Origin of the sequence: Streptomyces glomeratus (genome assembly GCF_021462825.1) — a bacterium.
GTDB lineage: Bacteria > Actinomycetota > Actinomycetes > Streptomycetales > Streptomycetaceae > Streptomyces > Streptomyces glomeratus.
In genome coordinates this window covers 102,214-128,763 of sequence record NZ_JAKEEB010000010.1, presented here as the reverse complement: position 1 = coordinate 128,763, position 26,550 = coordinate 102,214, and the positions used below count along the sequence as shown (strand labels likewise).

Genomic DNA, 26,550 nt, shown 5'->3' with positions numbered 1-26,550 from the left:
CTGCGTCTGACGCGGCGGTCATGCCCTGTGGCCTGCCGCCGCCGGTGTGACGACCGCGTTCGCCGCGGTCGTCACGAGATCAGACTGCCTCCGTCGTCCGGAGTCCGCCGAGCGCTGTGGACCGTCCCCCGGTTGTGGAAAACCCCGCCACTCGAACGAGCGCGTCCGTTCCGCGTCTGTCCGGGCCTTCAGCCCAATCGTGGCGCCGCCCCGGCTCCCGCGACCTTCACGTACTGCTCCCGCACCTCCCGGTACCGCAGCAGCTCCGCCGCCAGCGGATCCAGTACCCGGGCCCGCCCGCACCCGGCCGCCGCCTCCCTCAGCCGCCGCTCCGCATCGAGTCCGTATCGGCGGGCGGGACCGCGCGCCGCCATCCGGCAGCCCCACTCAAGGGCGGGACCTCCCACGAAGCCCGCCGCCAGCAGCACCACCGGGACCCCGAGGTGGGGCGTCGCGACCCCCACCACCTGCGCCAACAGCCACAAGCAGCCGAGGACTTGGAGAAGGGTCATGCACAGCTGGGCCACCACGGCGGCCGGCCACCACCCGGGTCGGGGCGGCCGTCCGGGCGGCGCGGCGGCGCTCACGGCGAGCTCGTCCAGTGCCTCGGGCAGCCCGCGCGCGCCACGTGCCGCCGCCTCCCGGACCGCCTGGGCCCAGGGCGCGGGCAGCCCGGCCGCGGCCCGGTCCGCCACCGTCCGTACCGCCTGCTCGACGCTCTGCCGTGCGGTCGTCTCGTCGTCCCTCGTCGCGGGCGGCGACAGCCGGGCCGTGGCGGGCTGCCGCCGCTCCCGGGACCACCGCCACAGCCGCAGCCAGGGCGTGCCGCACGCGCGGTTGGCATGGCGCAGCCACGCGCGTTCGGCGGCCTCGCCCGCGGCGCTCGCACCCACCGCGTCCGCGAGCCGCCCCGCGAACTCCTCGCGCGCCTCCTCGCTGAGCCCGGTGCCCCGGCCGGTCCCGTAGACGGGCCGCAGCCGGGCCGCGGCCGCGTCCACATCCGCGGAGACACGGCGCGCGGCCGCGCCCCGCTCGGCGACGAACTGCCCGAGCGCCTCCCTCAGTTCTTCCACGCCCTCCCCGGTGAGCGCGGACAGGGCGAGCACGCTGGTACCGGGCTCGCCGTACTCGCCCAGCGCGATCCCGTCGCCGTCCAGCAGCCGTCGTAGATCGTCGAGCACCTGCTCGGCGGCCTCCCCCGGCAGCCGGTCGACCTGGTTGAGGACGACGAACATGACCTCGGCGTGCCCCGCGAGAGGACGCAGATAGCGCTCGTGGAGGACGGCGTCGCCGTACTTCTCCGGGTCGACGACCCAGATGACCGCGTCGACGAGCGCCAGGACGCGGTCGACCTGCTCCCGGTGCTCCACGGCCGCGGAGTCGTGGTCGGGCAGGTCCACCAGGACGAGTCCGCACAGCTCCGACTCGCCATCGGAGCTCTGCGGGGCCCGCCGGCGCAGCCGCCCGGGTACGCCGAGCCGGTCGATCAGGGCGGACGCGCCGTCGCTCCAGCTGCACACGACCGGCGTGGCGGTGGTGGGCCGGCGCACCCCGGCCTCGGAGAGGTTCACACCGGCGAGGGCGTTGAAGAGCGTCGACTTGCCGCTGCCGGTGGCGCCCGCGAGGGCCACCACCGTGTGCTCTCCGGAGAGCCTGCGGCGCGCGGCCGCCTCGTCGAGGACGCGGCCGGCCTCGGCGAGCGTGTCGCTGTCCACCCGTGTCCGCGACAGACCCACCAGCTCGCGCAGCGCGTCCAGCCTGGACCGCAATCCTCCGTCGTACGCGAGTGGCGCGGGCTGCCGTTCAGTCGTGCCGCGGGGCTCGACGACCGTGACCGCCTGCGGTGCGCAAGGGAGCGTCTCGGACGCGCGCCTGGCGATCAGCCCGTCGTCCCAGGCGGCGCCTGGACCGCAACCTTCGGCCGGATCGTCGCACAGCACGCGTGCGTGCCGGTTCCCGTCCTCCACGCGCGCGTGCGGGACCTTCTCCTGGGGGCGGGCCATCGGGACGCCGTCCCCGGTCACCGGGCTCGCCTCCCCGTGCGCGCCGTCGTTCTCACCCTTGTCCACGCGCTTGTCCGCCTTCTCATCCGCGGTCTCGTCGGTGACCTCCGACAGCCGCACGGAGTTCCCAGAGTGATCGGATCGATACGAGGGGTGATCCGAGTGCCCGGAGGGCTTGAAATGCCTCGGACGCTCGGACTGCCGGGAGTGACCGGAGTGCTCGGGGCGTTCCGGTTCCCCAGGCCTCTCGGGGCGCTCGGCCTGATCCCTGTGGCCAGTGGCGGCAGTCACCGCGGTCACCTCTCCTTCTGCAGTACGGACAGCGCGGCGATGAGTTCCGCCTGGGGCTCGGCCTGGATGTCGAGGGCGTCGAGAGGAGCGATACGGCGCTCCCGTTCGGTGCGCAGCGCCCGGTCCACGTACTCCGAGAGAAGCCGGGCGGCACGGTCGCGCAACCGGATCGCCGCCTGGGCCCCGATCCGCTCGGCGAGCCCCTCCCCCGCCGCCTTGGCCCGGCGGCCGCCGAGCAGTTCCGTGGCGACGAGCGCCGCCACCGACTCGGCCTCCGGGGCGGTGTCGAGGCCGCGGACCGCTTCCTCGGCGTACTCCTCGAGGACGCGCCGCCAGCGCCGTACGGTCATGCCGATGCGGTGCTCGGGGCTGTCCAGGGTCGGATCGTGGCGACTCAGCCCGAGCACGTCCGCGCCGGGCTCCTGCCGCCAGGCCTCGTCGATGCGCTCGTCCGCGGCCGTGACGGCGCACAGCAGCAGGGTGCCCAGGCTCTTCACAAGGGCGTCCAGGAGTTCCCCCGGGGTGCAGTCCAGGGGGTAGCCGCGCCATCGCGTCAGGGCCTCCCCGGCCAGGACGGCCCCCGCTTGCAGTCGGCTCCGCACACGCGCGTACTCGCTGTCGTACGCGGTGTCGACGGCGGCCGTCAGCCGCAGCGCGGCGGCGTACTGTGCGGCTGCCGCCCCGGCCAGCCCGGGCATCCGGGTCCTCAGCGAGTCGAGGATGCCGTACGCCGTACGCGCCGTGGCCGCCTCCCGGGCGGCCGGGTCCTGCACCTGGTACGCGAGCCAGGCGCGCAGCGGCGCGACGGCCGTGGCGGGCAGCAGCCCGCCGCCCCAGGCGGACTCGGGCAGCTCGGGCACGGTGAACCGGGGGACGTGGCCGAGCCCGGCCTTGGTGAGCAGGGCGCCGTACTGCCGTGACACCTCGGACACGACCTGGTGGGGCACCCGGTCCAGCACGGTGACGAGGGTCGCCCGGTTCTCTTTGGCGGTCCGCAGCAGGTGCCAGGGAACGGCGTCGGCGTAGCGGGCGGCGGTGGTGACCAGGATCCAGATGTCGGCGGCGCAGATCAGCTCGGCGGCGAGAACGCGGTTGTCGGCGACCAGGGAGTCGATGTCGGGGGCGTCGAGGAGGGCGAGCCCGCGCGGCAGCGTGTCGGCGGTCTCGATGCGCAGCACCCGCTCCTCGCGCCCGACGAGGGGGTGCAGATCGTCGCCGCCCTCCTGGTGGGGCACCCACACGCGGGTGAGATCGGGCAGGACCCGCATGCCGCTGAACCAGTGGTGGTCCTGGGGGTGGCAGACGAGTACGGGCGTACGGGTGGTGGGCCGCAGCACGCCCGCCTCGCTGACCCTGCGGCCCACCAGGGAGTTCACCAGGGTCGACTTTCCGGCGCCGGTCGATCCGCCGACGACGGCCAGAAGCGGCGCTTCAGGCTCTCTCAGCCGGGGCACCACATAGTCGTCGAGTTGTGCGAGGAGTTCGTCGCGGTCGGCACGCGCCCGTGTAGCCCCCGCCAGGGGCAGCGGGAAGCGTGCGGCGGCGACACGGTCGCGCAGGGCGGAGAGTGCGTCGAGCAGCTGAGGCCGTACGTCCAAGGTCACCACATGCGAAGAATGCCCAACTTTGGAGGCTTTCTGAAGCATATGAGGATGTCTGCGCGCCGACAGGACACATGGGATGGAAGGGGCGACCGGGACGCAGGCATAACGAGTGCACAACACCCGGGGCGTGAGACGTCAAAAGCGATGCGCGATTCGCACCTGCCTGCGATTATCAGGACCGCTTCACTGAACCTCCACATCGAGCCACGGAGGGGAAGCACCAGGGACAAGGATCCCGGAGCCCTATCCTTGTCACCGGCGAGGTCACGGATCAGCCCGCACCCGGGCACCACGACAGGCCACACCGGCCCCCGTAGCTCAGTGGATAGAGCAGGCGCCTTCTAAGCGCTTGGCCGCAGGTTCGAGTCCTGCCGGGGGCGCCAGTCTCCGCCCTCCTCTCGGGGAGGGCTTTTTGCTGGTCAGGGTGCGTGCAGGTCTACACGGAAGAGCGTCGGACCCCTCCTGGTGGTCGCGCGGAGAGTCCGGCGCTGTCCGGCTGTCACCGGGTTTCTGCGGGTGGCTGCGGTGAATACGCGGAGAAGTTCTCCGGGCACCATCAGGCAGGGCGGGGGGAAAACAGCGAGCTTGGATCGCTGCTCGACGTCCCGGAGTTGCCTCCAGATGCACAGAGCAGATGGACGTGCGGTCACCCGGCGGCCGGCACGGCGCCCTCACCGAAGGCAGCAACGTCCTGTGGCGCCATATCCTCGCGGAGGCGGATGAACCGCACCGGATGCCGCCAGGCTCCCCTGTCCTGGGCAGTGTCCACGTCGATGACGTCGTGAATCGCACGTCCTCCCATGGGTGCCCATGCCTGGCAGCCGTGAGCCCGCTGGCGAGGCGCCGGGCCGCCTCTGGGGATAACTGGGTGCTACGGGCGACCAGCTTCAAGGCTCCATCCTGGTCGTAGCGGCCCATCAAGAGGCTCTGCGGGCGGAGCAGAGTGCCGGTGATCGCCCCGACAATGCCCTCGGTCGTGTTCCTGCGGCGGATCTTGTACCACCCCCGAACGCCCGGGAGGTATCGCTGGTCCCGCCCGCGGATCACCAGCCCTTCAACACCTGGCACCTGCGTCCATGAGGCCAGCCACTCCTGTGCAGTCCCGACGTCATTTGTCTCGGGGCACAGCGTCCACGGCGTAATCAGCCCATGCGCGCTGAACAGACCCTCCAGCCTCTCGCGTCGACGTCCGTACGGCTCACGGAGCAACTCCTGCCCGTCGACTTGCAGGACATCAAAGGCGATGAAGTGCGCGGGCAGCTCCTCGGCGAGCCGCACAGCTGTCCGGCCAGTGGAAGCGGCACGGCGCTGCAGCGCCTCGAAGGACAACTGCTCGCCAGCCCACACGACCAGTTCCCCATCGGCGACAAGGCCATCGGGCAGATTCCCGGCGGCCTGACCAAGGTCGGGAAAGCGCCCCTGAATGAAGGCGCCCCGACGGGACTGAAGAACCGCCGACCCGATCACGGGACTTGGGGTGAAGAGCAGGGCGCGGTAGCCGTCGAACTTGGGCTGAAAGACCAAGCCGCCGGGCAGTGCTCCGGGCTGAGGCAACTGGTCACGGGCTCGCGCCAGCATCGGTTCTACCGGGGGTCGCAGCACCATACGTCCGGTCTACGGCTGGGACACCGGCCCCGCGACCGGAAGGAGAGGTTGTCGGTTCCGTGTGGCCGCGCAGGCCGGTGAGACATTCCCTGCAGCATCAAGGCCCGGCTGCGCTCCGCTCCGCCGGGCGCGCTTCCCGGCTCCGCTGCGGGCGCCGCTCCTGCCTCCGGCCTGCTCCGCCCGCGCTGCGCCGACGCGCGCCCACATGTGGATAGGGCCGGTGGCCATGAGCCGATCACCGCGGAGCGCGGCCCAGGGTCAAGACGATGCCTCCGGCGGGGGATCGGCCGGCACCGGGATGGAGGGGGCGCCGTCGCCGACCGCGGGCGCGTAGTGGCGTGCGCGGGATGCTCCCATCCCGTCCACCGTCGACCCAGGCAGAGCCGAGCAGACGCGGCCCAGGGGCGTCAAGGTCGTTCGTACAGTGGTGGGTGAAGGAGGTAGGCGCCTGAGCCTTGCAGCCGTGCCGAATGTGGTTCGGAGCTCAGACCGCGGCGTACGCCCCGGCGAGGTCTCCGGGCACGCCAATCGATCACCGTTCTTGTGTAGCCGCCCTTGGGCCTACAACATCATGAGGCGAGCTGCGACTCCCCGCTCGTATCGTGAAAAGAGACAGAGCTGCGGGCAAGGCAGGGAAGTCATGAAGGTACCGGCGATCGACTACGCGGCGGTCTTCCAGGCCCTTCCCGGGGCGGTGGCGCTAGTGACCCCGCAACTGATCTACGCGGACGCCAACGCGGAGTTCTTGCGCCTGCGGGGCCTTCCACGCGAACAAGTGATCGGTCACTTCGTGCCTGAGGACCACCCCGAAAAAGCCCCCGCCGAGCCTCTCCTGCTCAGAGTTCTGGCGTCACTGCGCCAGGCGGCCGACACCGGTGAGCGCAGCATCGTAGCGTTGCAACGCTACGACAGGGAGGACCCCGATCAGCCCGGAGTGTGGCACGAGCGGTACTTCAACATGACCAACATTCCTGTGTTCGGACCGGATGGTCGGGTGGCGCTGCTGCTGCACCGGGCGGAGGACGTCACCGAACTCTTCCGCGCCCGTGAAGTGGCGCTGGCCTTGCAGGAATCTATGCTGCCCGCTTTGCGCCCGGTCGGCCGGCATCAGGCGGCCGTACGCTACCGGCCTGCCGCCGAAGCACTGAATGTGGCCGGCGACTGGTACGACCTCGTTGATCTTCCCGGTGACCGCATCTCCGTCGCTGTCGGCGACGTCGTCGGCCACGGCCTGGCCGCGGCCGGCGTCATGGGACAACTGCGCAGCGCCCTCAGCGCCGCCTCCCTCGTCGCCGAAGGTCCCGCCCGCGCCCTGGAAGTCCTCGGGTTGTACGCCCGCACCGTCGACGGCGCCGAGAACACCACCGTGGCCACGGCATTCATCGACTGGGAGACCCGCACCATCACCTACAGCAGCGCCGGCCACCCACCACCCGCGCTCCTGCAGAGGGACGAGACCGTCGAGTTCCTAAACCAGGCCACCGACCCGCCACTGGCCGCCTGCCCTCAGCACGCCCCCCGGATTCAGGCTGTCACGACCTTCCGCGAGGGCGCCGTTCTCGCGCTCTACACCGACGGCCTGATCGAACGACGCGGCGAAGACATTGATACCGGCCTCGCCCGTCTCGCCGACTCTCTGGCCCGCCACCAGGCAGAGGACCCCGAAGCCCTCGCCGACGCCGTGCTCAACGACCTGCTTCCGTCAGGCGACGCCACCGACGACACCGCCCTGGTCATCATGCGCCTGTGAATCCAGCCCGCTACGTTGGCCTGCCCGTTTGTACCCCGCCGACGACAGTGAAGCGCTTGGATACGAGTGGTGGGGCGCCACGGCGCTCGGGGCAGACCAGGGGCAGCGATGTTCTGCGACGGCGTTTCCGCTGGTGGTAGGCAGGCAGGCTGGCGGTCTGTAATTCTTCCCCGGACCAAGATCGGACAACTCGTAATTCGGGGATCGCTGGTGTGCTGACTGGTCACTCCCCGGTGTCGGGGTCCTCCCGCGCCGCATCCAACTGCCCCAGCGCCGCCAGATCGATGGCCAGGTTGGAGGCGGTGGCCAGGGTGTCGGGGTGGTCTTCGCCCAGTACCCGCCGCCGTCGGGTCAGGGTGTCTTCGCCCAGGGTGCGGGCCTCCTCCGTCCGTCCCAGCACCGCCAGCCGGACGGCCAGGTTGGAGGCGGTGATCCGTCCGCCCCGCCCTGCGCCGGGAGCCAAGGTGGTTCCACTCACGGTCGCGGACACCCACCGCCCGTCACCGACTCACGTCACGCGAGACCTCGATCCGCACGGAGATGGCGCCCGGAGTCTCGGTGCCGGCACGCGCCGCCGCCACCGGCGGGGTTTGCCACGTGGGACGATTTCAAGCGCTCGCAGCCACCTGAGCAGCGGGATACCTGGTTCGCCTGCGTCGCTCCCTCAGGTGTGGGCCCGCGGCTGTACTTCCAGCGTGTCCCCGAGGGGAAGGCGGCCGAGAACCGGGTGCATCTTGATGTGCGGGTCGGCACCGGACTGGGGGAAGAGCGCCTCGCCGCACTTGAGGCGGAATGCGCACGACTGGTCCCCGCTCGGTGCGGTGCACGTGCGCACGCTGTACGACGGCAATGATGCGTGCATCCCGATGCTGGACATCGAGGGCAACGAGTTCTGCATCGCCTGAGAAAGCGCGAATGCGCCTTCGCCCTGTCCCATGAGCCAGGGCGAACCGGCCCTTCGGCTGTGAGCGGCGTGCAGGTCTCGCCGTTGCCGTTGGCGCTTCAGGCGCGCGAGGTCAGTCTCACTGGCCCCAGTCCAGGCGGTCGGCCAGACCGGCGGCGGTGAAGGCGGCCGCCAACTCGTCGCGGCCTTCGGTGAAGTGGGCCCAGCTGTCGTAGTGGACGGGGACCACGCGGCGGGCGCCGAGGATCCGGGCGGCCTCGGCAGCCTGGGCGCTGTTCAGGACGATCAGCTGGTTGTCGAAAAGTGCAGGGAAGCGGGGGGCGCCGGCGAAGAGGAGGGCGGTGTCGATGGGGGCGAAGCGCTCGGCGATCTCCTTGACCGCGTCGAGGGAGGCGTTGTCGCCGCTGACGTAGACGGTCGGCAGGCCCTCTCCGTTCAGGACGAAGCCGATGACCTGGCCGGTGATCGGCTCGACTTCCTCACGCAGGCCCGGGCCGTGGACGGCGGGGACGCCGGTCACGGTGATCGTGCCGCCATCCGGGCGGTTCAGCTCGATGGACTCCCAGTCGGCCAGGCCCTTGGCCTTCTCCCCCAGGCTTTCGCCCAGGCGTTTGCCGCCGCCGGGCGTGGTCAGGGTGAGGGGAACGTCGGCGAGCAGGGCCCGGCCGGAGGTGTCGAGGTTGTCGGGGTGCTCGTCGTGCGAGAGCAGGACCACGTCGATGGGACCGAGCTCGGCGAGGGTGCCGCTGGAGGGGGCGGTCTTGGTCAGGAACCGGCCGTCGGGACGGGCGTAGTCGCCGGGGGCGTCGAAGGTCGGGTCGGTCAGGAAGCACAGGCCGCCGTACTCGAAGAGGGCGGTCGGGCCACCGAAGACGCGGACAGGGAACGGGTTGGTCGTCGCGGGGAGAGAAGACACAAAGCACCTCACGGATGGGTGTCGTCGAACCGTGAGACGACCGTAGTCGCTTCTCACGGATGTGTGCAAGCCGTACCATGAGAAGCGTGAAAGAGCCCATGATCGACCAGCCCGGCCTGCCGCCCGCACAAGGCGAGGAAGAACACCTCTCTCTCGCCCTCGCCAACACCGCGATCGCGCTGGCCAGCGGGCACACGGTCGATCTTCTGGGCACTCCCGCGCAGGCGAACCACTGGCTGACGGAACGCGGTCTCGCTCCGGTCGACGCCGGCATGCGAGAGATGTGCGCGACACAGCTGCGCTCGCTGCGCGAACAGATCAGGTCCCTGTTCGCCTCCCGCGCCGAAGGGCTGCCCGCCCTCCCCGCCGCGGTGAGGGCCATCAACGATGCGATGACCCGTGTCCCCACCGCCCCGCTGCTGCAGTGGGACGACAAGACCGGCCCCTACCGCGCTACCCCCCACCCCACCACCGCGATCGTGGACCACGCCCTGGCCACCCTCGCCGCTGATGCCGCCGACCTGCTCACGGGTCCCGACGCGGACCGTCTCACCGCCTGCGGCTCTGCCCCCTGCAACCGCTACCTGCTCCGCTACGGCCGCCGTCACTGGTGCTCCACCCGCTGCGGCGACCGCGCCCGCGCCGCCCGCGCCTACGCCCGCCGCACCACCTCCCCATGACGCCGTAGCCACCCAGCGACTGCCAGCCCTAAATCGAACAGCGCCCAGGTGCGTTGCTGTTCGAAGTGAATAGGTCGCCAGGAGCACGGCGACGCTGTTCCCGGCCCACTCGGCCACCTGGGCGGGCGGGATGCCGTCGTTGAGCCACTTCGTCAGGCGCGTGGTCCGGTTGTCGTACACGCGCCGCCCGGTGGGCGACTCGAAGACGTGCGGAGGCAGCACGGCCTTACGCGCACTGCGCCACGCCCGACGGATGACGGAGCCAGCCAGGATGCCACCGGACTCACCCTGGAAGAGCAGATCACCCGGCTGGAGCTGTTCGTCGGCGATGTGCCGGCGCAGGATGCGCGTCAGGGCCGGATGCCCCGGCACAGTGCGCTAGGGGTGTGGTCGGATGCCCGCCGGGTTTGAGGCGTGAAGGGTCAGCCGACGCAGCCGGTGACGATGACGGGGCTGCCGTCGCAGTGGGTGGGGATGTTGTGCCGGATCCCTGACCGGTTCACCGTGAACTGCGTGTCGGTCAACACACCGCCCGGGCGCGTCGGTGGAGGCGTTGTTGTTCACCTCACTGTGATCGAGCGTCACCGCACCACCTCGGTTGTAGATGCCGCCGGCCTGTGAAGTGCCCGACCCGTACGCGCTGTTGCGGTCGACCGAGCTGTCCCGCAGCACCAGAGTGCCGAGGGTTTCCTGGAAAATGCGGTTCCTGGTCCTGGGCCAGCGGCACGACCCGGACACGGTCGTCGTGGCCGCTGCGGCGATCCCTCCGCCGACGCCCGGCACCGCTGCCGGTGTCGGCCGCGGCCCGGCCTGGCCGGGGCGGTGGACAGCATCACCGACGCGACCCAGGTGCTGTCCCAGACGGGCGGGCGGCACCGCGTCGTACGCTTCGCCGACGCCTGGCTCGCCGCCGGCCTCGGCGGGCGGGCCACCCGCCTCGCCCCGCTGTTCACCAAGGCCGTGGCCGCCGCGCGCACGGACTCCCACCTGGCCGAGGCCGTGCTCGCATTCGCCGACCACGGTCTGTCCCCGGCCGCGGCGGCCCGCGCGCTGCACCTGCACCAGAACTCGCCGGCTTACCGGCTCAGCCGGTGGCACGAACTCACCGGATTCGATCCGCGCAGTGGCGACGGGCTCGTCGCGTCCCTGGTCGCGATCCGCCTCTATGACGGGCCCGGACAGGAACGGTGAACGCTGCGCCGGCGCACGCCCGCACGTGGAGGCCGCGGCACCGTCGGATGCCCGGGCTTGTTCTCAGCGGCCCTTGTCCTCGTGTGCGTGGCTGCTGCGGCCGATGCCCAGCCGCTCGGCCAGCAGACCCACCGCGACGCCGGCGGTGGCCACGGCCACGGCCGGGACCATCGAGTGGGCATGCACTCCTGGGGTCCACGCCAGAAGCATCAGACCGACGAGGAAGTAGGTCACCCAGCTGCAAGCCGCATCCAGCACGTTGCCGGCGGCGGCCGAGGGACGGAGCGAGGCACGCGCAAGATGCCGCACCGGCACGGTGATCGCCATGGCCAGGACCACACACGGAGCCAGGAGGAGCAGCGCCCAGAACACGGGCGCTATCCCCTCCAATTCGATCGCCTGCGGGAAGACGGCAGCGGTGCCGAGCAGGATCAGGAGATATATGAGACCGACGGGGAAAACCGCGAACAGCGTCAATCCACCGACGACGGCTCCGGCCAGGAGTTTCTCACCGAAGGTCTTCGGCCCGTCGTCGCCATGGGCGTCGTCCGCGGGTACCGATCGCTTCTCCATCAAGGCTCCGCTTCAGCTTTCTCCGTAGGTGGTGGGGCCTGGGACAGGCCGCGAGTGCACGGCCTGTCCCCGGCCCCAGTTCGGCGCTAGAACGCGACCAGCATGATGGCCATGGCGAGATCCTTCGCCACGTCAGTGGGGACTCCTGCCCTGACCAGGGCGATGACGAGAGCGTGCTCCCCCCAGCCCTCCACGCCCTCGATCGCGTCGGCGATCTTACCGCCGTACTTGCCCGCGTACTTGGCTGCCTTCGGGTGCACGTGCTTGAGCACCTTGCCAAGCCACGTGCCACCGTGCCGGAAAGCGGCACAGATCAGCTTCCGCATAATCGTTCCCTGACCGAGGAACGAACTTCCGGGCGTGCCGGTTTCCAGGGAATGGGCGTAGAGCTCGAACTGTGCGATCTCAGCAGGGTCCGCGCCGTCAGCCTTCATCTGCTTGATGAGATCGCGCACCTCGGCAGCGGTGAACGCCACATCTGACGGCGTCGCGGCAGCCCCCGCGATCAGGTTCTGTGACACTGCCGGCGTCGCGTCCTTGGCCTCCGATGCCGCCGCCAGTGGTGCCGCAGTCCCCAACGCCACGGCGACAGCGGCGGTGATGGCGGCTGCGCGCAGTACGCCCCCGCGGCTGGTCTTCGAAGCCGGACGCTGCGCGGCTATGGACAGTCTCATGTTGCTTTTCCCTTGTTTCTTCGCCTGTCACTGGTCATGGAAACAGGCGCCATACAGCCGCGCCCATGCGGAATGCCGGGCAGACAATTCCGGAGCGTGGCGGAAGAAAGAGTGTTACGAATTTCGCGCATGACGTCCGTGTGGCATTACCACCCCGAAAGTCAGCGGCAGCCCAGAATGAAACGACGGCACACGCCGATACATGCGACTTCCCCCGTGAAATCGTTGAGCAGCTCCTGGTCGGGGAGCGGCATCCACACACACGCGGCTCGTCTAGGTAGCTGAGCGGCGTGGCCTCGTCAGTAGTACCCGATATGGATCTTGTGGCGCAAGTGGGGAAGGTGTGAATGCGCGTTGACCGGCCGCATTTTTGAGCTTCGTCTGAGCATTCACGTCACAACGCTTTTCCCTGTCTTCGTCGGGGACCGGGACTTCGTACCGCTGACACGCCTCGCTGCCCGTCGAAGCTCGCCTCAAGGGCCTGCGCCGACCGGTCGTCATTGGCTTTCCGTGGGGGTTCGGTGCGCGTCGTCCTCTCTGGCGGTGCCGGCCGGCATCGCGGGGTGCCGACCGAGCAGCAGGACGCCGACGACCACGGCGACGAGGCCGGTGACCTCCCAGGCCAGCGCGGTGGGTGTGACGCGCAGACGGTCCCCGAGCAGACCGATGCCACAGGCGATGCCGGCGATCGGCTCGGCGGCCGTCAGCGCCGGCAGGGACATGCGCAGCAGTCCCGCCTCGAACGCGCTCTGCACGAGAAGCAGCCCCGTCACGGCGAGTGCCACGACCGTGTAGGGCTGCCAGGTGGTCAGCAGCGCCAGGACACCGCCTGCCGAGAAGGTGCCGGTCGCCATCCGGGTCAGCGCGTCCTGGATGCCGTAGAGAAGCCCGCCGGCCGCAGCCAGCAGGGGTGGCTCCTTGACCAGCCGCAGGTGCTTGGCGATGACGACCATGACCATCGAGGCACCGAGCAGGGAGGCGAGCACAAGCCCCTGCTGGACTGCGCCGACGGGGGCCTTGGCCGCTTCCGGCTGTGAGGCGACGATGAACGCCGTCACCCCTCCGCTCAGGAGGGCCACACCGATCCATCCCGACCAGCCCAGGCGCTGGCCGCTGAGCCGCCGTGCGAGGGCCATGGCGAAGAGCAGGTTGGTGGCGAGCAGCGGCTCGACACGGGACACGTCCCCCTTCGCGAGCGCGAGGACGCCGAAGATCTGCCCGGCCACCATGCAGCCGATGCCGGCCAGCCACACCCGGTCGCGCACCAGGTCCAGCAGGAGCCGGAAGCGGAGCATGTCGGCGAGCGGGGCGCGCTGCGCGGCGCGCTGCTGGAGTACGAAGCCGAGCCCCAGCAGGCATGCGGCGGCGAGACCGTATGCGTAGACCGAGCCTGACACGTCCCGTCAGCCTCCTCGAACGTGGCGGGTCTCCTTCTCGCCGATCGCTGGAGAGCGGGAAAGGACCACGACGGAGGCCGCCAGGAGCACGCCGCTGGCCGTGGCGAGCAGCAGGTAGAGCCCACCGCGCACGATCTCTCCGAAGACGGTGACGCCCCACAGGACGGAGACCAGCGGATCGCTCAGTGTCAGGGCCGGCTGCGCGGCGACCAGTCGGCCCGCGTGCATCGCCGACTGGAGCAGGAACATCCCCAGCACGCCGGCGATGACCATGCAGTACAGCTCCCATCCCGTGAACACCCCGGCCAGACCGCCCTCGTTGTACCGGACCGTGGCCGCCTTGATGAACGCCGCCGTCAAACCGAATGTGCACCCGGCCGCCATGCCGAACCCCGCAGCCCGCCGTGCGCTGCCTTCCCTCTGGTCCCGGGCGATACGGCCACGCCGCGCCCACTCGAACGCCGCCGCTGTCGCCGCCATGGTTGCGACGCTCGCCAGCAGCCACGCGTACCACGGCACCTCCTCCGCCTGCCCCGCGGACGGAGCGAGAAAGAACAGCAGTCCGGCCAGCCCCGCCGCCATCCCTACGGCCGCGCCCGCCTCCCGGAGCCTCAGCGGTGCGTGGAACACCCATGCGGCCAGGAACAAGGTCAGCGGTAGCTCACAGACCAGGATCGGCTCCACCACGGACAGCTCACCCTGATCGAGCGCAGCGGCCTGGAGAAGGAAACCGATGATGACCCCGGCCACCCCGGCGAGCCACACCGGCTGGCGCAACAGCTCCAAGATGAGTTTCGGCCGCAGCGCCAATTCGGGGGGCATCTCGCGGTTCGCCTTGCGCTGCAGCACCGAGGACACGGCGTTGGCACAGGCCGCCAGTACCGACAGCAGGTACGTGAGCACATCCATCCGAGTGCCCGGGACATATGGGAACATTCGTTCCCGATATCGGCGGCTGCTCTCGTCGCCGGCCTCGCTTTTTCAGTTACGAGCCGTGCGCATCCCGTAATGGCCTCCGCCATGTGCAGGGCCCGCCGCCCCGTGCGTGCCTCCTTGACCTGCGTCGTGCGGGCGAAGCCGTCGGCCGCCACCAGGCAGTCCTTGCTCTTCTCCAGCAGCTCCTGCTCGGCGGTCATGCCGCCGGTGGCGCGCTGGTGGCCGTGGCCCCACGGCAGCGCCTGCGCCAGGCGGCGCAGGGGCCCCTTCGGGCCTGCCCACGTCATGGGTCATCCTGGCCCGCGGCGGGCCCGCGATCTCCGGGTGGGTCTCGGCCGGCACCTCGCGCGTCGTCGGCGTGCCGCCTTCGCCATCGATCCTCGCCCTTCCTTCGCGAGCCTGATCAGACCGGCCGTGCCCCGTACACGCGATACGGCTCGGCGTCGGCCCACCTGACGTCCAGGCCGAGCCCCGGACGGCCGGTGTCGGGTCGCAGGGCGCCGTCCACGGGCGACAGGGTGCCGTCGAACAGCAGGCTCTCGACGCGTACGTGGTCGTGGAAGTACTCCAGGTGCCGCAGCCGTCGTACGGCGCAGAAGGCGTGCGCGGACACAGCAGGGGCGCAGTGCGCCGACAGGTCGAGGTCATGGGCCGCGGAGAGGCCGGCCACCTCCAGCACACCGGTGATGCCGCCGCAACGGGTGACGTCGGTCTGGAGGCAGTCCACGGCGGGACGCTCCACGAGGTTGACGAAGTCCCGCATCGTGTAGGCGTACTCGCCCGCCGCGATCTCCAGTCGCTCCGGTCCGCGTTCGCGCAGCAGGCGCAGTCCTTCCAGGTCGGCGGAGCTGACGGGTTCCTCGAACCAGCGCACGTCCCACTCGTCGTGGAACCTGCGCGCCCAGTAGAGCGCCTCCTTGCGGCCGAGCGCCCCGTTGGCGTCGGTGAACAGCTCCGGCTCGTCGCCGACCGCCTTGCGTACCGCGGTCAGCCGCAGTGGGTCGCGTTCGGGCTCCCGCGACGTCTTCAGTTTGACGCGGGGAATGCCCTGGTCCACCCATCCGGCGAGCTGGCCGGTGAGACGGTCCAGGGAGTAGTTGGTGAAACCGCCGCTGCCGTAGACGGGTACACGGGCGTGGTAGGCGGGGAGCAGCCGGACCAGCGGGAGCCCCAGCAGCCTCGCCTTGAGGTCCCAGAGCGCCACGTCGACCGCGGACACCGCCATGGCTCCGACGCCCGGACGCCCGGCGTTGCGGATCAGCACCCCCATCCGCTGCCACAGCGCCGGCGGCGAGTACACGTCCTGGCCCTTGATCGCCGGCGCCAGCTTTGAGTCCACGAACAAGGCGGCCGACACGTCCCCGTAGGTGTAGCCGAGCCCGGTCAGCCCGCCGGCGTGCACCCGCACCAGGACGACCGTCGTGGAATCCCAGTCCAGCGTGCCGTCCTGCTCCTTGCCGTCCGGGCCGTCGGTGGGCACCTCGAAGGCGTGCACGTCGACCGCGTCGACACGGCACCCGGCCGGCGCCGGACCCCCGTCCCCGGCGTCAGTCCCCATGGTGGCGTCCGGGGAGACGCTCGGCATACTCGCTGAGCTTCTGGCGCAGCCCTTTGGTGGTGATGCCCACCCTCTCCGGGTCGCGGACGGCCGCCTTGGCGGCCTTCTTGCCCTGCTCGGTCATGATGTGCGGCGGGATCGGGGCGATCTCCTGGTCCACCTTGAACTCCAGCACCACCGGCCCGTCGCAGGCGAGCGCCTCGTCCCAGGCGGCGCCGACCGCGCCGGGACCGGAGGTGGCCGTGCAACAGCCCACCTCCCCGGTGAACTTGGCATGGGCGCACGCCATGAACGCGGCCATCTCCTCATGCCTGACCTGAATGAACTCCGGGCTGGCCTCGGCCCGGTCGAAGGCACCGACCGGCCCATTGATCCCGTCACCCGGATAGCCGTAGACCCGCTCGACACCCCACTCGGTCAGACGCTGCAGGACGAAATCGGCCACAAGTGACATGTTCGCTCCCTCGGACGCACCTTCGCCGCCACGATGAGTGACCCCTGAAGGGGTCATGTAAACGGTGCGTGCGGCGACGCCACCCCCACGCCGCAGGCGACGCCACCCTCACGCCACGGCAACGGATGTGCGCGTTCGACGTCTCGCCGGGAAGACCGCCGTCACGCTCGTCCTGCCCGGACACAGCCGCCGAGCCGCCCGGCTCGGGATCGCCGTGGCACTCAGAGCGTCGGACCCGTCACCCGGATGCCCGACTCACATGCCGTCACGCTCCGCCGGAGGGTGAGTCAACCCGGATGAGCCGCCGTGTCCTACGCAGCAGGCGATCATCGCTGGCATGCTGACGCCGTGTCGTCCGGGCCGGAAACCCTCGCGGTGCCACGCACGCCGCTAGGACACACCATCCGCTCCCAGTTGCCCCTCCCGGCCCAACAACGACCGGTGCGGGAGCGACAGGAACGGGAGGACCCGCGTGACTGGGCGAAACTGCCGCCACGTGGAGGGCGCTCATGTCACGGACAATCCCGGGCCCGGGAGAGCCACAGGTCACCACCCGTGAGCCTCGGGTACCCACAGCGGAGCGCATCAGGGACTACCTGACGACCACCGATCACAAGAAGATCGCCCACCTGTACTTCTTCACCTCGTTCGGCTTCTTCCTGTTCGCCGGAGTACTGGCGATGCTCATGCGCGCCGAGCTGGCCCGACCCGGACTGCAGATCGTCACCAATCAGCAGTACAACGAGCTGTTCACGATCCACGGCACGATCATGATGCTGCTCTTCGCGACCCCCACGTTCGCCGGGTTCGCGAACGCCGTCATGCCGCTGCAGATCGGCGCCCCCGATGTGGCCTTCCCCCGCCTGAACGCACTGTCGTACTGGCTCTTCCTCTTCGGCGGACTGATCGTTGTCTCCGGATACTTCGTCGACCAGGGCCCGGCGGCGTTCGGCTGGTTCGCCTACTCACCGCTGAACAACGCGGTCCGCTCCCCCGGCCACGGCGGCGACCTGTGGGCCATGGGTCTGGCGGTCGCCGGGGTGAGCACCACCCTCGGCGCCGTCAATTTCATCGCCACGATCCTGTCCCTGCGGGTCCCGGGAATGACCATGTTCCGGATGCCGATCTTCACCTGGAACATCCTGTTCACGTCGATCCTCGTGCTGCTGGCCTTCCCGGTGTTCACCGCGATCCTGCTGGCCCTGGTGGCCGATCGGGCCTACGGTGCCCACATCTTCGACTCAGCCGCCGGCGGGGCACTGCTGTGGCAGCACCTGTTCTGGTTCTTCGGCCATCCGGAGGTCTACATCGTGGCGCTGCCGTTCTTCGGCGTCGTCACGGAGATCATTCCGGTGTTCAGCCGTAAGCCGGTCTTCGGGTACATCGGCATGGTGGGCGCGACGATCGCGATCACGATGCTGTCGGCAGCCGTCTGGGCCCATCACATGTTCGCCACGGGAGCGGTGCTCCTGCCTTTCTTCTCCCTGATGTCGTTCCTCATCGCCGTTCCGACCGGGGTGAAGTTCTTCAACTGGATCGGCACCATGTGGCAGGGCAGCGTCTCCTTCGAAACACCGATGTTGTGGGCGGCCGGCTTCCTGGTGACCTTCCTGCTCGGCGGACTCAGCGGCGTCGTCATCGCCTCCCCCGTCTTGGACTTCCACCTGACCGACAGTTACTTCATCGTCGCCCACCTGCACTACGTGCTCTTCGGAACCATCGTCTTCGCCATGTTCGGCGGTTTCTACTTCTGGTGGCCCAAAATGACCGGCAAGCTCCTCGACGAACGCCTCGGGAAGATCCACTTCTGGACGCTGTTCGTCGGCTTCCAGACAACCTTCCTCGTCCAGCACTGGCTCGGAGAGGCAGGCATGCCCCGCCGTTACGCGGACTATCTGCCCGCCGACGGCTTCACCACCCTCAACGTCATCTCGTCGATCGGCGCCTTCCTCATCGGCCTCTCCACCCTGCCCTTCCTCTACAACATGTGGAAAACGGCGCAGTACGCACCCAAGGTCGACGTGGATGACCCCTGGGGATACGGCCGTTCCCTCGAGTGGGCGACCTCGTGCCCCCCGCCCCGGCACAACTTCACGGCGCTACCCCGTGTACGCTCCGACTCCCCCGCATTCGACCTGCATCACCCCGAGTTCCGGCAGGAACTGCCCCGACGCGCTCACGGAACGGCGGAGCCGACCCCCGACCCCCGGGGAGAGCAGGGCGAATGAAATCCGAGGCGTACCTCTTCGCCGGCGTGGCACTGTTCTTCCTCCTCACCGACGCCGCCTACATCTGGTTCGCCCGCGAACCCGCCGGCATCGCCGCACTGAGCGTCTCCTTCGGCATGTCCTCGGTGATCTCCTTCTTCTGCCTGATCAACTACGGACGCAAGGGGCTGCGCCCCGAAGACCGCCCGGACTCCGAGATCCGCGAGCGCAGCGGCACGATCGACTTCTTCCCCCCGCACAGCGGCTACCCGGTCGTCACCGCGCTGGGCGCCGCGGTAATCGCGGTCGGCATCGTCTACGGCGTATGGATCATCCTTGTCGGGTTCGGTCTCCTCTGGCCCGGCGTCCTCGGCATGGTCTTCCAGTTCGGGACTCGAGAGAGTCGATGAGACGGGGACACGACCAGCACCTCGGCGTGTCCCAGCACCGGCGGGCCGCTACGTGGGTGGGCGAGCGCACCCTGCCCACCACCACCCTCCGCTTCTCCCTGTTGTTCCGGGAGTGAGGCGTCGCGTCCGGGGGTGAGGCCCCTCACCCTTCCCCGTCGGCTCCGCCCGACACGGGATCCGCCGTACGGCCCGTGATCTGCAGGCGTTCCTCGGGTGTGACGGGCAGCTCGACCCGGTCGCGGTAGTACCACGCGCTCAGCGACGCCCTGAGCCGGCGGCGCGGCGGCGCCTGAGGTCCAGGGTGCTCAAGCGGCCGGGGAAGCTCCCTGACCAGCAGGCGGTAGCGCTGCTCCCGGTCGAGACCGGCATGGGACTCCCCCATGCCACCCGCAAGGTCCTGACGCACCATGCCCGTCTCCTCACCTTCCCGGTACAGCTGCCGCTCGTGCAGTTGCAGCGCGAGACAGATGCGCCTGGAGAGGAGGTAAGCGAGGACGGGGCCGACGAGCACAGCGATGCGGAAGAGCCACGTGAGACCGTTGACGGAAACACCGAACTCATAGGCGATCACGTCGTTGCCGCCCGCCATGAGCAGCACGGCGTAGAAGACGATGCCCGCCACGCCGAGCCCGGTCCGCACCGGCCGGTCGCGCGGCCGGTCGCACAAATGGTGCTCCACCAGGTCCCCGGTCACCCATCGCTCGAAGACCGGATACAGGTACAGCACGACGAACAGCAGCGCGGGCAGCACGACCGCTGGCAGCAGGACGTTCCACATCAACGTGTGGCCGGCGACGTCGGTCTCCACGCCCGGCATCAGCCGCAACGCCCCTTCCAGGAACCCGACGTACCAGTCCGGCTGGGCGTCGGTCGAGACCTGATCGGCGACGTAGGGGCCGTAGGCCCAGACAGGATTGATCTGTGCGACCGCAGACAGCAGTGCGGTGACGGCGAAGACGATCAGGGACAACCCGGTCGACCTGGCGGCGAACGAGGGGTACATCGGCTGCCCCACCGCGTTTCGGTTGGTCTTCCCCGGTGCCGCCCACTGCGTGTGCTTGAGATAGACCACCATGAACAGGTGCACGGCGATCAGGGCGATCAGCAGGCCGGGGGCGAACAGCACGTGCACGATGTAGAGCCGCTGGCTGAGCTCTGTGCCGGGGTAGGAGCCGCCCCACAGGAAGAAGGCCAGATACGTCCCGACGACCGGGATCGACATCACGATCGTGTGGGCGGTGCGCAGCCCCGTGCCGGACAGCAGGTCATCGGGGAGCGAGTAACCGCAGAAACCCTCCAGGAGGGCCAGCAGGAACAAGGTCACGCCAATGACCCAGTTGATCTCCCGGGGCCTGCGGAACGCGCCGGTGAAGAAGATCCTCAGCATGTGGACGCCGATGGCCGCGACGAAGACAAGGGCAGACCAGTGGTGCATCTGACGGATCAGCAGACCACCGCGCACGTCGAAGCTCATATGAAGCGTCGAGTCGTACGCCTTCGTGACCAGCAGGCCCTGCAGAGGCTTGTACGAACCGGCGTAGGTCACCTGGGCCAGACTCGGATCGAAGTAGAGCGTCAGGTAACTGCCGGTCAGTACCAGAACGGCGAAGCTGTACAGAGCGATCTCACCGAGCAGGAACGACCAGTGGTCGGGGAAGGCCTTCCGCAGCAGCTGTCCGGCCAGCTCCGAGACGGGCGCACGCCGGTCCATCGCCACGTACGCCTGGAACGCCGCCTGCCGCCCCTTCGCCTCCAGCCTCGCCCTGCGCTGCCCCATCAGCACGCCGCACCACGCTCCTCCACGTCCTTTCCCACACCGGCGTGCCGCGCAGCTCGGTCGGCCGCGCCGCACGCCGGGAGCACCGAGCGCCGCGTGATTCAATCTTGATCGTGATCCCGAGGCGCATCGCGGAGGCATGCCGAGGGCGCACGGTTTTCAACGGCGGCCGGATGCTGCGCCCCCGATCGCCGCCCGGCACACGAGGCCGAACGGGGCAGGGCCACCAGGGAGTGGTGATGGGCAGTCGGAGCAGCATCATCGAGGTACTCACGGCAGACCACCGAAAGATCCAGCGTCTCTTCGACCGCATCCGCTCCTCGGCGCCGGGCAGCGGCGAACGCAGGACTCTTGTCGAGCAGGTCAGCGTCAGCCTGGTTCGCCACTCGGTGGCTGAGAAGGAGTACCTGTACCCCGCGGTGCGCCGATTCGTGGCAGACGGCGCTGCCTGGGCCGATCGCGAACTCACCGGGCACCGCCGGATCGAGGAGCTGCTGAAGTCCCTGGAGGCTCAGGAGTCGGGCAGTGAGGAGTTCACGCAGCTCCTGCTGTCCGTGATCACCCGCGTGACGGAACACGTCGTCGAGGAGGAGCAGCTCCTCTTCCCACGCCTCCAAGCGGTCTGTCCCGCCGACGTCCTGCGGGATCTGGGCACCAAGGTCCGCGACACGGAGGCTTCCGCGCCCACCCGGCCCCGGCCAGGCGCACCCGAATCCGCTGCCCTGGTGAAGGCCACCGCGCAGGCATGGGGTCCCTGGGACCGCCTCCGCGACCTCGTGACACGCCGCGGCCGCCGGCCGGATCGGCGTGGTCGGCGGACTTGACCCTGCGCGCGGTGGGCTCCGGCAGGGTCCAGGTGGGCGGCTTGGTCTCCCCGGGGTCGTCTTGCCGAAGCCGGCGCCCCGGCCGCCCTTCGCGGAGTTTTGCCCGCAATGCAATTTCCGGATCGGTTGTGAACTTGAAGAAGCGTTTTACCCGAATCGAACGCTGTTTGTGAAATTGCGCGCACCTGAATCGTTTCTCCTAGACCGAGTCGATGGATCCCGACCCTCGAAACCCACGCATCACACCCAGGATCTGCGGATACGTTAGCAATTGGGAGGGCGTTTGGCCGTCGAAAAATACACGGTCATCGCATGGCTCCTCACGCGTCCACACCCCGAACGGCGCATGCTCCATTGGGACTAAAAAAGGCCTGAATACCGCGCCAAAAGTGACTGATATAGAGCCGTGTGCTCTTCTTCAGCTGCAATCTTCGGACAGGCCGATTTCGGCAGCGGACGCATGGGCGCCGGCTGCACCAGGCCTCCTGCATGAAGGGTCAAACCTCGTGAGTCAAGGTAACGGCATGCGCCCCGGCGCTCGACGTGTCGGCGCGGTGTCGGCGCTCACCGTGGGCATCATGACGGCGCTGACTTCGGGCATGGCTTCCTCCACCGCGGTCGCCGCCCCCAGCCACTCCGTCACCGAGGTGAAGGGGGTGCATGCGCTGTCACGGCAGGCCGGCGTCGACCTCGCCGTGACGAAGGACGGCCCCGCCTCCGCGACGGAGGGCGACGTCGTCACCTACACCATCACCGTGACGAACAACAGCGCGAGCCCCTCGAGCGGCTACACCGTCACCGACTACCTTCCGACGGGGATCCGCGGCGTTGTCGCCCCGCCCGGTTGCGCCATCCCCGCCCCGGGCCGGCTGGTCTGCACCCACGGTGCGCTTGCGGGCCATGCCAGCGCCACGATCACCGTGACCGGCACCGCCGGCCAGGACTTCACCAACCTTCAGAACATCGTCACCGTCGAAGGCGTCGAGCCCGACACGGACTACACCAACAACGCGGCCGCGGTGCGCACCGCGGTCGCGCGGCGGCAGGCGGACCTGTCGCTGACGAAGTCGGGGCCCTCGACGGCGCCCGCCAACAGCCAGGTGACGTACACCCTCACGGTGCGGAACAACGGCCCGCACGCCTCGACCGGCTGGACCGTCAGCGACCAGCTTCCGGCGACCCTGCACGGCCCGTACACCACCTCGCCGGGCTGCAGCGTCTCCGTCTCCAACCTGCTGACCTGCACCGGCGGTCCGCTGGCCGTGGGAGCCACCGCCACGGTCACCGTGACCGGCACCGCCGGCCCGGGCTTCAACGGCGTGCGGAACACGGCGGTCGTCAGGGGCCTCGACTTCGACCCAAGCCTGGGCAACAACACGGCCAGCAACCGGGTCACGCAGGCCGGCCTCAGGATCACCAAGACCGCGGAGGCGCCCCATACGATCCATCCGGGCGACACCGTCCGATACACCGTCAGGGTCCGCAACACCGGGGACACGGACTACGTGGGCGCCGCACAGGCGCACTTCACGGACGATCTGACCGATCTGCTGGACGACGCCCGGTACAACGACGACGCGGACGCCACCCGCGGTGTCGTCGGCTACGCCGAGCCGAGGCTCACCTGGACGGGTGACCTCAGGCGCGGTGAGACGGTGACCATCCGGTACTCGATCACCGTCGACAGCCAGGACTTCGGCAACCTGCGGCTGCAGAACGGGATCGTCTCCGACAACCTCGGCAGCAACTGCCCGACGGCCAATGCCAGCAGGGACTGCTGGACCCTCGGCACCGTCCAGGTCCAGGACAAGGCCGTTCACCCCACTCGGCGTTAGTGACCCGCGACCGTGCCCCGGGCCGTGTGCCGAGCCCGGGGCACGGTCGTGTTCCCGCACCGACACCACGTGTCAGACCGGGCATTGGGGTGAGAGCCAGGGCGACTTCGTTTTATATGACAAAAGAACGTCAACGGTTCCGTGGGACATACCGGAGAGCTCGCGCGGGAGCGCACCACGGCACAGGAGGAACCGATGACGAAGAGGTCGCGCGTCCGCTGCGGACGGAGTCGCCTCGCCGCCCTGGCCGCCATGGTGGGTTCCCTGGTGCTGACCGGCGTGGCGGGGGCATCGGCCTCGGCTGCTCCCGCAGTTCCTCCTCGGGGGGACGACGGCACCGCGATGTGTCGCCTGTCCGCCGGGCCCTACCAGCGTCAGGTGGAGAAATACCTGGACCTGCTCCAGGACGGCAAGCAGTCCGCGGAGGACTGCGCGGCGATCCAGAGCTTGCAGAGCGCGTACGGCATCAGTCCGGCGGACGGCTACGCCGGGCTCGTGAGCCATCGGGCCGCGGCGCTGGACTGGGCCATGCGGAACCCGGCCTCGCTCACCGGTTGTGCCGGGCGGTCGAGGCTCGTCGTCTGCATCGACCAGACGCGCCAGTTGCTGTGGGTGCAGCGGAGCGAAGAGATCGTTTTCGGGCCGGTGCCCACACGCACCGGGATGCCCGGCCACAGGACCCGCAACGGGTCGTACAGGATCTACAAGCGCGTGGAGAAGTTCTGGTCCAGTCTGTACGACGCTCCCATGCCGTTCAGTCAGTTCTTCGACCGCGGCGAGGCCCTCCACGCGAGCCATCGCCCGATCTTCGAGGACCCGGGCTCCCACGGCTGTGTGAACCTCCGTTACGAAGACGCCATGACCCTGTGGCCCATGCTGCGCGTCGGCGACGGCGTCGTGGTCTTCGGCAAGCGCCAGGGAAGGTAAGCCCGCACACCGGGTCGATAGAGTTTCCCCGTCGATCAGAGGGGGCTGGTATGCGGCTTCGGTGTGCCGTGCTCGACGACTTCCAGCGGATCGCGACCTCCGTCGCGGACTGGTCGCCGGTGGCGGACCGGGTGGATGTGGTCTCCTTCGCCGAGCACTTCGCCGACGAGGACGCCCTCGCCGAGGCGCTCGCGGAATTCGACATCGTCGTCACACTGCGCGAACGCGTGCCCTTCCCCGGTTCCCTGCTGGCCCGGCTGCCCCGGCTGAAGCTGTTGGTCGCCTCCGGAATGCGGAACTCCGTCATCGACTACGAGGCCGCGGAGACGCACGGCGTGACCGTCTGCGGCACCGCCAGCTCCTCCACGCCGCCCGTCGAGCTGACCTGGGCACTGCTGCTCGGGCTGGCGCGCGGGGTGGTGGAGGAGAACAACGCCCTGCGGGACGGCGGTCCCTGGCAGAGCACGGTGGGCGCGGATCTGCACGGGCGGCGGCTCGGGCTGCTCGGGCTCGGGAAGATCGGCAGCCGGGTGGCCCGGGTCGGGCTCGCCTTCGGCATGGAGGTCGCCGCCTGGAGCAAGCACCTCACCGAGGAGCGGGCGCACGAGGTCGGCGCCGAACGCGCCGCGTCGCTGGAGGAGTTGCTCGTGAGCAGCGACTTCGTCTCGGTGCACCTTGCGCTCGGCGACCGCACCCGCGGGCTGATCGGGGCCCGCGAGCTCGCGCTCCTGAAGCCGACCGCCTATCTCGTCAACACCTCGCGCGCCGCCATCGTGGACCAGGACGCCCTGCTCGCCGCCCTGCACGAGGGCCGTATCGCGGGCGCGGGCGTCGACGTGTTCGACGAGGAGCCGCTCCCGGCCGGCCATCCGATGCGTACCGCACCGCGGCTGCTCGCCACCCCTCACCTGGGGTATGTCTCCCGCGCCAACTACGCGACGTACTACGGCGAGGCCGTCGGGGACATCAAGGCGTACCTCGCCGGGGAGCCGGTCCGCCGCCTTCGCTGATCCGACGACCGCACGGGGCGGCCGCGCACGCCGACAGCCGCCCGCGGGCCTGGGCCGGGCGGGCGGCTGTGCGGTGCGGGCGTCGCCGGGACTGGGGGCGGCGCGCGCTTCGTCACGCGCCACGGGACTCGGGTCGGCGCGTTTCGCAGGGCGCCATGGGACCCGGGTCGCCGTGCGGCGCGGTACTCAGCTCGTCGAGCGGGACGGCATCGGCGTCAGCATGCGCGACGCGGACGGAATCGGCGGCAGCACGTGCGGCGGGGTCGGCTTCGTCGACGGCAGCGTCGGGAGGCTGGGCAGGGTCGACGGGAGGCTGGGCAGGGTCGAGGGGCCTGAGGGGTTCGGCAGGGGCAGCAGACCGCCGGTGACGAAGCCCGTGGCGAGGACCTTGACGAGTTCGGTCACCACCGCGGTGGCGGCCGGCGCGACCAGGTTGGGGTTGGCGGAGGTGGCGGCCGCGAGCAGCTTGTCGATCGCCTGTCGCAGGCCGGCGAGGGCGTCGTCGTCGTCGGTCCCCGGGGCCTTGGTGGCCGTGTCCATGCTGACCTTGGCGATGGCGTCGTCGACGGCCTTGCCGAGCCTGGCCGCCTCGTCGGCGGAGAGCCGGTTGTGGTCCGCCTTCAGCACGGCGGCCAGCAGGTCGTTGACCGGGCGCACAAGGATGTCGGCGTTGGGCGGCAGGGGGGCCTCCGCGGTGACCCGGCCACGCGCCGAGGAGTGGTCGGCCGCCACGGCGGCCGGTCCGGTGATACCGATGAGCAGAACGGCGCACAGAGCGGAGGAGGCAAAGCGCCGCGCGGGCAGAACACGCATGGATGTTCCTTTCGTCGTGAGGCTTGGTGCCTGAATTCACCGTGAAAGGGGACATCGCTGGCTGCAACCGTTCGGCCGCTCCGGGTAGCTGACACGGGTGACCTCGTCACCCCGTCGTGCCTGGTGGGAGGGCCCCTGGACAGATCGAAACGCGCCCCACCCGTTCGGCGGAACGGCCGGCCTCCCAGGGCCTGCGCCGAACGGCCCCGCG

At 69.8% G+C, this 26,550-nt stretch carries 20 protein-coding genes, 1 tRNA gene and 3 pseudogenes; 11 read left to right on the top strand and 13 right to left on the bottom strand.

What is annotated here, in order from left to right; all coding sequences use genetic code 11:
• Nucleotides 1-188: 188 nt before the first annotated feature.
• Together LZ604_RS15035 and LZ604_RS15030 are read right to left on the bottom strand one after the other, a co-directional pair.
• A complete protein-coding gene (locus tag LZ604_RS15035) occupies nucleotides 189-2,117 on the bottom strand; it encodes a GTP-binding protein (protein ID WP_234515673.1) in 1,929 nt (642 codons plus the stop codon).
• 182 nt (nucleotides 2,118-2,299) lie between these two features.
• The gene (locus LZ604_RS15030) at nucleotides 2,300-3,901 is read right to left on the bottom strand and encodes a dynamin family protein (RefSeq protein ID WP_234515595.1); all 1,602 of its coding nucleotides are present in this window, start codon (nucleotides 3,899-3,901) and stop codon (nucleotides 2,300-2,302) included.
• A gap of 304 nt (nucleotides 3,902-4,205) precedes the next feature.
• Between LZ604_RS15030 and LZ604_RS15025 the strand changes: the two genes are divergently transcribed.
• Nucleotides 4,206-4,281: transfer RNA gene (locus tag LZ604_RS15025), tRNA-Arg, on the top strand.
• Between the two features lie 667 nt (nucleotides 4,282-4,948).
• On the opposite strand, the pseudogene LZ604_RS15020 reads toward LZ604_RS15025, so the two are convergent.
• Nucleotides 4,949-5,476, bottom strand: a pseudogene (locus LZ604_RS15020) (ATP-dependent DNA ligase); the annotation flags it as partial.
• Nucleotides 5,477-6,143: 667 nt separating this feature from the next.
• On the opposite strand from LZ604_RS15020, the gene LZ604_RS15015 reads away from it, so the two are divergent.
• Nucleotides 6,144-7,253, top strand: coding sequence for a PP2C family protein-serine/threonine phosphatase (locus tag LZ604_RS15015; protein WP_234515594.1), 1,110 nt, complete (start codon nucleotides 6,144-6,146; stop codon nucleotides 7,251-7,253).
• Between the two features lie 223 nt (nucleotides 7,254-7,476).
• Here the strand turns inward: LZ604_RS15015 and LZ604_RS15010 are convergent, their stop codons facing one another.
• Nucleotides 7,477-7,731: a tetratricopeptide repeat protein gene (locus LZ604_RS15010; RefSeq protein ID WP_234515593.1), complete on the bottom strand. Its 255-nt coding sequence runs from the start codon at nucleotides 7,729-7,731 to the stop codon at nucleotides 7,477-7,479.
• 90 nt (nucleotides 7,732-7,821) lie between these two features.
• On the opposite strand from LZ604_RS15010, the pseudogene LZ604_RS15005 reads away from it, so the two are divergent.
• Nucleotides 7,822-8,158: pseudogene (locus LZ604_RS15005) on the top strand (VOC family protein); the annotation flags it as partial.
• Between the two features lie 117 nt (nucleotides 8,159-8,275).
• Here the strand turns inward: LZ604_RS15005 and LZ604_RS15000 are convergent.
• A complete protein-coding gene (locus LZ604_RS15000; protein ID WP_234515592.1) occupies nucleotides 8,276-9,073 on the bottom strand; it encodes an MBL fold metallo-hydrolase in 798 nt (265 codons plus the stop codon).
• Nucleotides 9,074-9,150: 77 nt separating this feature from the next.
• On the opposite strand from LZ604_RS15000, the gene LZ604_RS14995 reads away from it, so the two are divergent.
• Together LZ604_RS14995 and LZ604_RS36040 are read left to right on the top strand one after the other, a co-directional pair.
• Nucleotides 9,151-9,753, top strand: coding sequence for a CGNR zinc finger domain-containing protein (locus LZ604_RS14995; protein ID WP_234515591.1), 603 nt, complete (start codon nucleotides 9,151-9,153; stop codon nucleotides 9,751-9,753).
• 822 nt (nucleotides 9,754-10,575) lie between these two features.
• Nucleotides 10,576-10,944: a helix-turn-helix domain-containing protein gene (locus LZ604_RS36040; protein ID WP_234515590.1), complete on the top strand. Its 369-nt coding sequence runs from the start codon at nucleotides 10,576-10,578 to the stop codon at nucleotides 10,942-10,944.
• Between the two features lie 63 nt (nucleotides 10,945-11,007).
• On the opposite strand, the gene LZ604_RS14985 is transcribed toward LZ604_RS36040, so the two are convergent.
• The 6 genes and pseudogenes from LZ604_RS14985 to LZ604_RS14960 all read right to left on the bottom strand — a co-directional run.
• Nucleotides 11,008-11,517, bottom strand: a complete 510-nt coding sequence (locus LZ604_RS14985; RefSeq protein WP_234515589.1) for a hypothetical protein — start codon at nucleotides 11,515-11,517, stop codon at nucleotides 11,008-11,010.
• An 86-nt stretch (nucleotides 11,518-11,603) separates the two neighbouring features.
• Nucleotides 11,604-12,191 carry a YqxI family protein gene (locus LZ604_RS14980; RefSeq protein WP_234515588.1) on the bottom strand — a complete coding sequence of 196 codons (588 nt, stop codon included), beginning with the start codon at nucleotides 12,189-12,191 and terminating at the stop codon, nucleotides 11,604-11,606.
• A gap of 497 nt (nucleotides 12,192-12,688) precedes the next feature.
• Complete coding sequence (locus tag LZ604_RS14975; RefSeq protein WP_234515587.1) at nucleotides 12,689-13,588, bottom strand: DMT family transporter; 900 nt, start codon at nucleotides 13,586-13,588, stop codon at nucleotides 12,689-12,691.
• Nucleotides 13,589-13,594: 6 nt separating this feature from the next.
• Nucleotides 13,595-14,497: a DMT family transporter gene (locus LZ604_RS14970; RefSeq protein ID WP_234515586.1), complete on the bottom strand. Its 903-nt coding sequence runs from the start codon at nucleotides 14,495-14,497 to the stop codon at nucleotides 13,595-13,597.
• Nucleotides 14,498-14,927: 430 nt separating this feature from the next.
• A complete protein-coding gene (locus LZ604_RS14965) occupies nucleotides 14,928-16,082 on the bottom strand; it encodes an enolase C-terminal domain-like protein (RefSeq protein WP_234515585.1) in 1,155 nt (384 codons plus the stop codon).
• A 217-nt stretch (nucleotides 16,083-16,299) separates the two neighbouring features.
• A pseudogene (locus LZ604_RS14960) lies at nucleotides 16,300-16,536 on the bottom strand (thiamine pyrophosphate-binding protein); the annotation flags it as partial.
• Between the two features lie 509 nt (nucleotides 16,537-17,045).
• On the opposite strand from LZ604_RS14960, the gene ctaD reads away from it, so the two are divergent.
• A complete protein-coding gene (ctaD, locus tag LZ604_RS14955; protein WP_234515584.1) occupies nucleotides 17,046-18,764 on the top strand; it encodes an aa3-type cytochrome oxidase subunit I in 1,719 nt (572 codons plus the stop codon).
• Nucleotides 18,761-19,153, top strand: coding sequence for an aa3-type cytochrome oxidase subunit IV (gene ctaF / locus LZ604_RS14950; RefSeq protein WP_234515583.1), 393 nt, complete (start codon nucleotides 18,761-18,763; stop codon nucleotides 19,151-19,153). The genes ctaD and ctaF overlap by 4 nt, the downstream gene beginning before the upstream one ends.
• A 142-nt stretch (nucleotides 19,154-19,295) precedes the next feature.
• On the opposite strand, the gene qcrB is transcribed toward ctaF, so the two are convergent.
• Nucleotides 19,296-20,930, bottom strand: coding sequence for a cytochrome bc1 complex cytochrome b subunit (gene qcrB, locus LZ604_RS14945; RefSeq protein ID WP_267971405.1), 1,635 nt, complete (start codon nucleotides 20,928-20,930; stop codon nucleotides 19,296-19,298).
• A 239-nt stretch (nucleotides 20,931-21,169) separates the two neighbouring features.
• Here qcrB and LZ604_RS14940 point away from each other — a divergent pair, with 239 nt between their 5' ends.
• The 4 genes from LZ604_RS14940 to LZ604_RS14925 all read left to right on the top strand — a co-directional run bounded on the left by LZ604_RS14940 (nucleotide 21,170) and on the right by LZ604_RS14925 (nucleotide 25,526).
• The gene (locus LZ604_RS14940; RefSeq protein WP_234515581.1) at nucleotides 21,170-21,754 is read left to right on the top strand and encodes a hemerythrin domain-containing protein; all 585 of its coding nucleotides are present in this window, start codon (nucleotides 21,170-21,172) and stop codon (nucleotides 21,752-21,754) included.
• A gap of 524 nt (nucleotides 21,755-22,278) precedes the next feature.
• Nucleotides 22,279-23,589, top strand: coding sequence for a DUF11 domain-containing protein (locus tag LZ604_RS14935; RefSeq protein WP_234515580.1), 1,311 nt, complete (start codon nucleotides 22,279-22,281; stop codon nucleotides 23,587-23,589).
• A gap of 195 nt (nucleotides 23,590-23,784) precedes the next feature.
• On the top strand, nucleotides 23,785-24,516 hold the full coding sequence (locus tag LZ604_RS14930) for a L,D-transpeptidase (RefSeq protein WP_234515579.1): 732 nt from the start codon (nucleotides 23,785-23,787) through the stop codon (nucleotides 24,514-24,516).
• A gap of 50 nt (nucleotides 24,517-24,566) precedes the next feature.
• A complete protein-coding gene (locus LZ604_RS14925) occupies nucleotides 24,567-25,526 on the top strand; it encodes a D-2-hydroxyacid dehydrogenase family protein (protein WP_234515578.1) in 960 nt (319 codons plus the stop codon).
• A gap of 186 nt (nucleotides 25,527-25,712) precedes the next feature.
• Here the strand turns inward: LZ604_RS14925 and LZ604_RS14920 are convergent, their stop codons facing one another.
• The gene (locus tag LZ604_RS14920) at nucleotides 25,713-26,339 is read right to left on the bottom strand and encodes a hypothetical protein (protein ID WP_234515577.1); all 627 of its coding nucleotides are present in this window, start codon (nucleotides 26,337-26,339) and stop codon (nucleotides 25,713-25,715) included.
• Nucleotides 26,340-26,550: the final 211 nt, after the last annotated feature.

Coding starts and splice junctions, on each gene's coding strand:
- LZ604_RS15015 (WP_234515594.1), top strand. CDS start 6,144: ATGAAGGTACCGGCGATCGACTACGCGGCGGTCTTCCAGGCCCTTCCC.
- LZ604_RS14995 (WP_234515591.1), top strand. CDS start 9,151: ATGAGAAGCGTGAAAGAGCCCATGATCGACCAGCCCGGCCTGCCGCCC.
- LZ604_RS14985 (WP_234515589.1), bottom strand. CDS start 11,517: ATGGAGAAGCGATCGGTACCCGCGGACGACGCCCATGGCGACGACGGG.
- LZ604_RS14980 (WP_234515588.1), bottom strand. CDS start 12,191: ATGAGACTGTCCATAGCCGCGCAGCGTCCGGCTTCGAAGACCAGCCGC.
- LZ604_RS14970 (WP_234515586.1), bottom strand. CDS start 14,497: ATGGATGTGCTCACGTACCTGCTGTCGGTACTGGCGGCCTGTGCCAAC.
- LZ604_RS14965 (WP_234515585.1), bottom strand. CDS start 16,082: ATGGGGACTGACGCCGGGGACGGGGGTCCGGCGCCGGCCGGGTGCCGT.
- ctaD (WP_234515584.1), top strand. CDS start 17,046: ATGTCACGGACAATCCCGGGCCCGGGAGAGCCACAGGTCACCACCCGT.
- ctaF (WP_234515583.1), top strand. CDS start 18,761: ATGAAATCCGAGGCGTACCTCTTCGCCGGCGTGGCACTGTTCTTCCTC.
- qcrB (WP_267971405.1), bottom strand. CDS start 20,930: ATGGGGCAGCGCAGGGCGAGGCTGGAGGCGAAGGGGCGGCAGGCGGCG.
- LZ604_RS14940 (WP_234515581.1), top strand. CDS start 21,170: ATGGGCAGTCGGAGCAGCATCATCGAGGTACTCACGGCAGACCACCGA.
- LZ604_RS14935 (WP_234515580.1), top strand. CDS start 22,279: ATGCGCCCCGGCGCTCGACGTGTCGGCGCGGTGTCGGCGCTCACCGTG.
- LZ604_RS14930 (WP_234515579.1), top strand. CDS start 23,785: ATGACGAAGAGGTCGCGCGTCCGCTGCGGACGGAGTCGCCTCGCCGCC.
- LZ604_RS14925 (WP_234515578.1), top strand. CDS start 24,567: ATGCGGCTTCGGTGTGCCGTGCTCGACGACTTCCAGCGGATCGCGACC.
- LZ604_RS14920 (WP_234515577.1), bottom strand. CDS start 26,339: ATGCGTGTTCTGCCCGCGCGGCGCTTTGCCTCCTCCGCTCTGTGCGCC.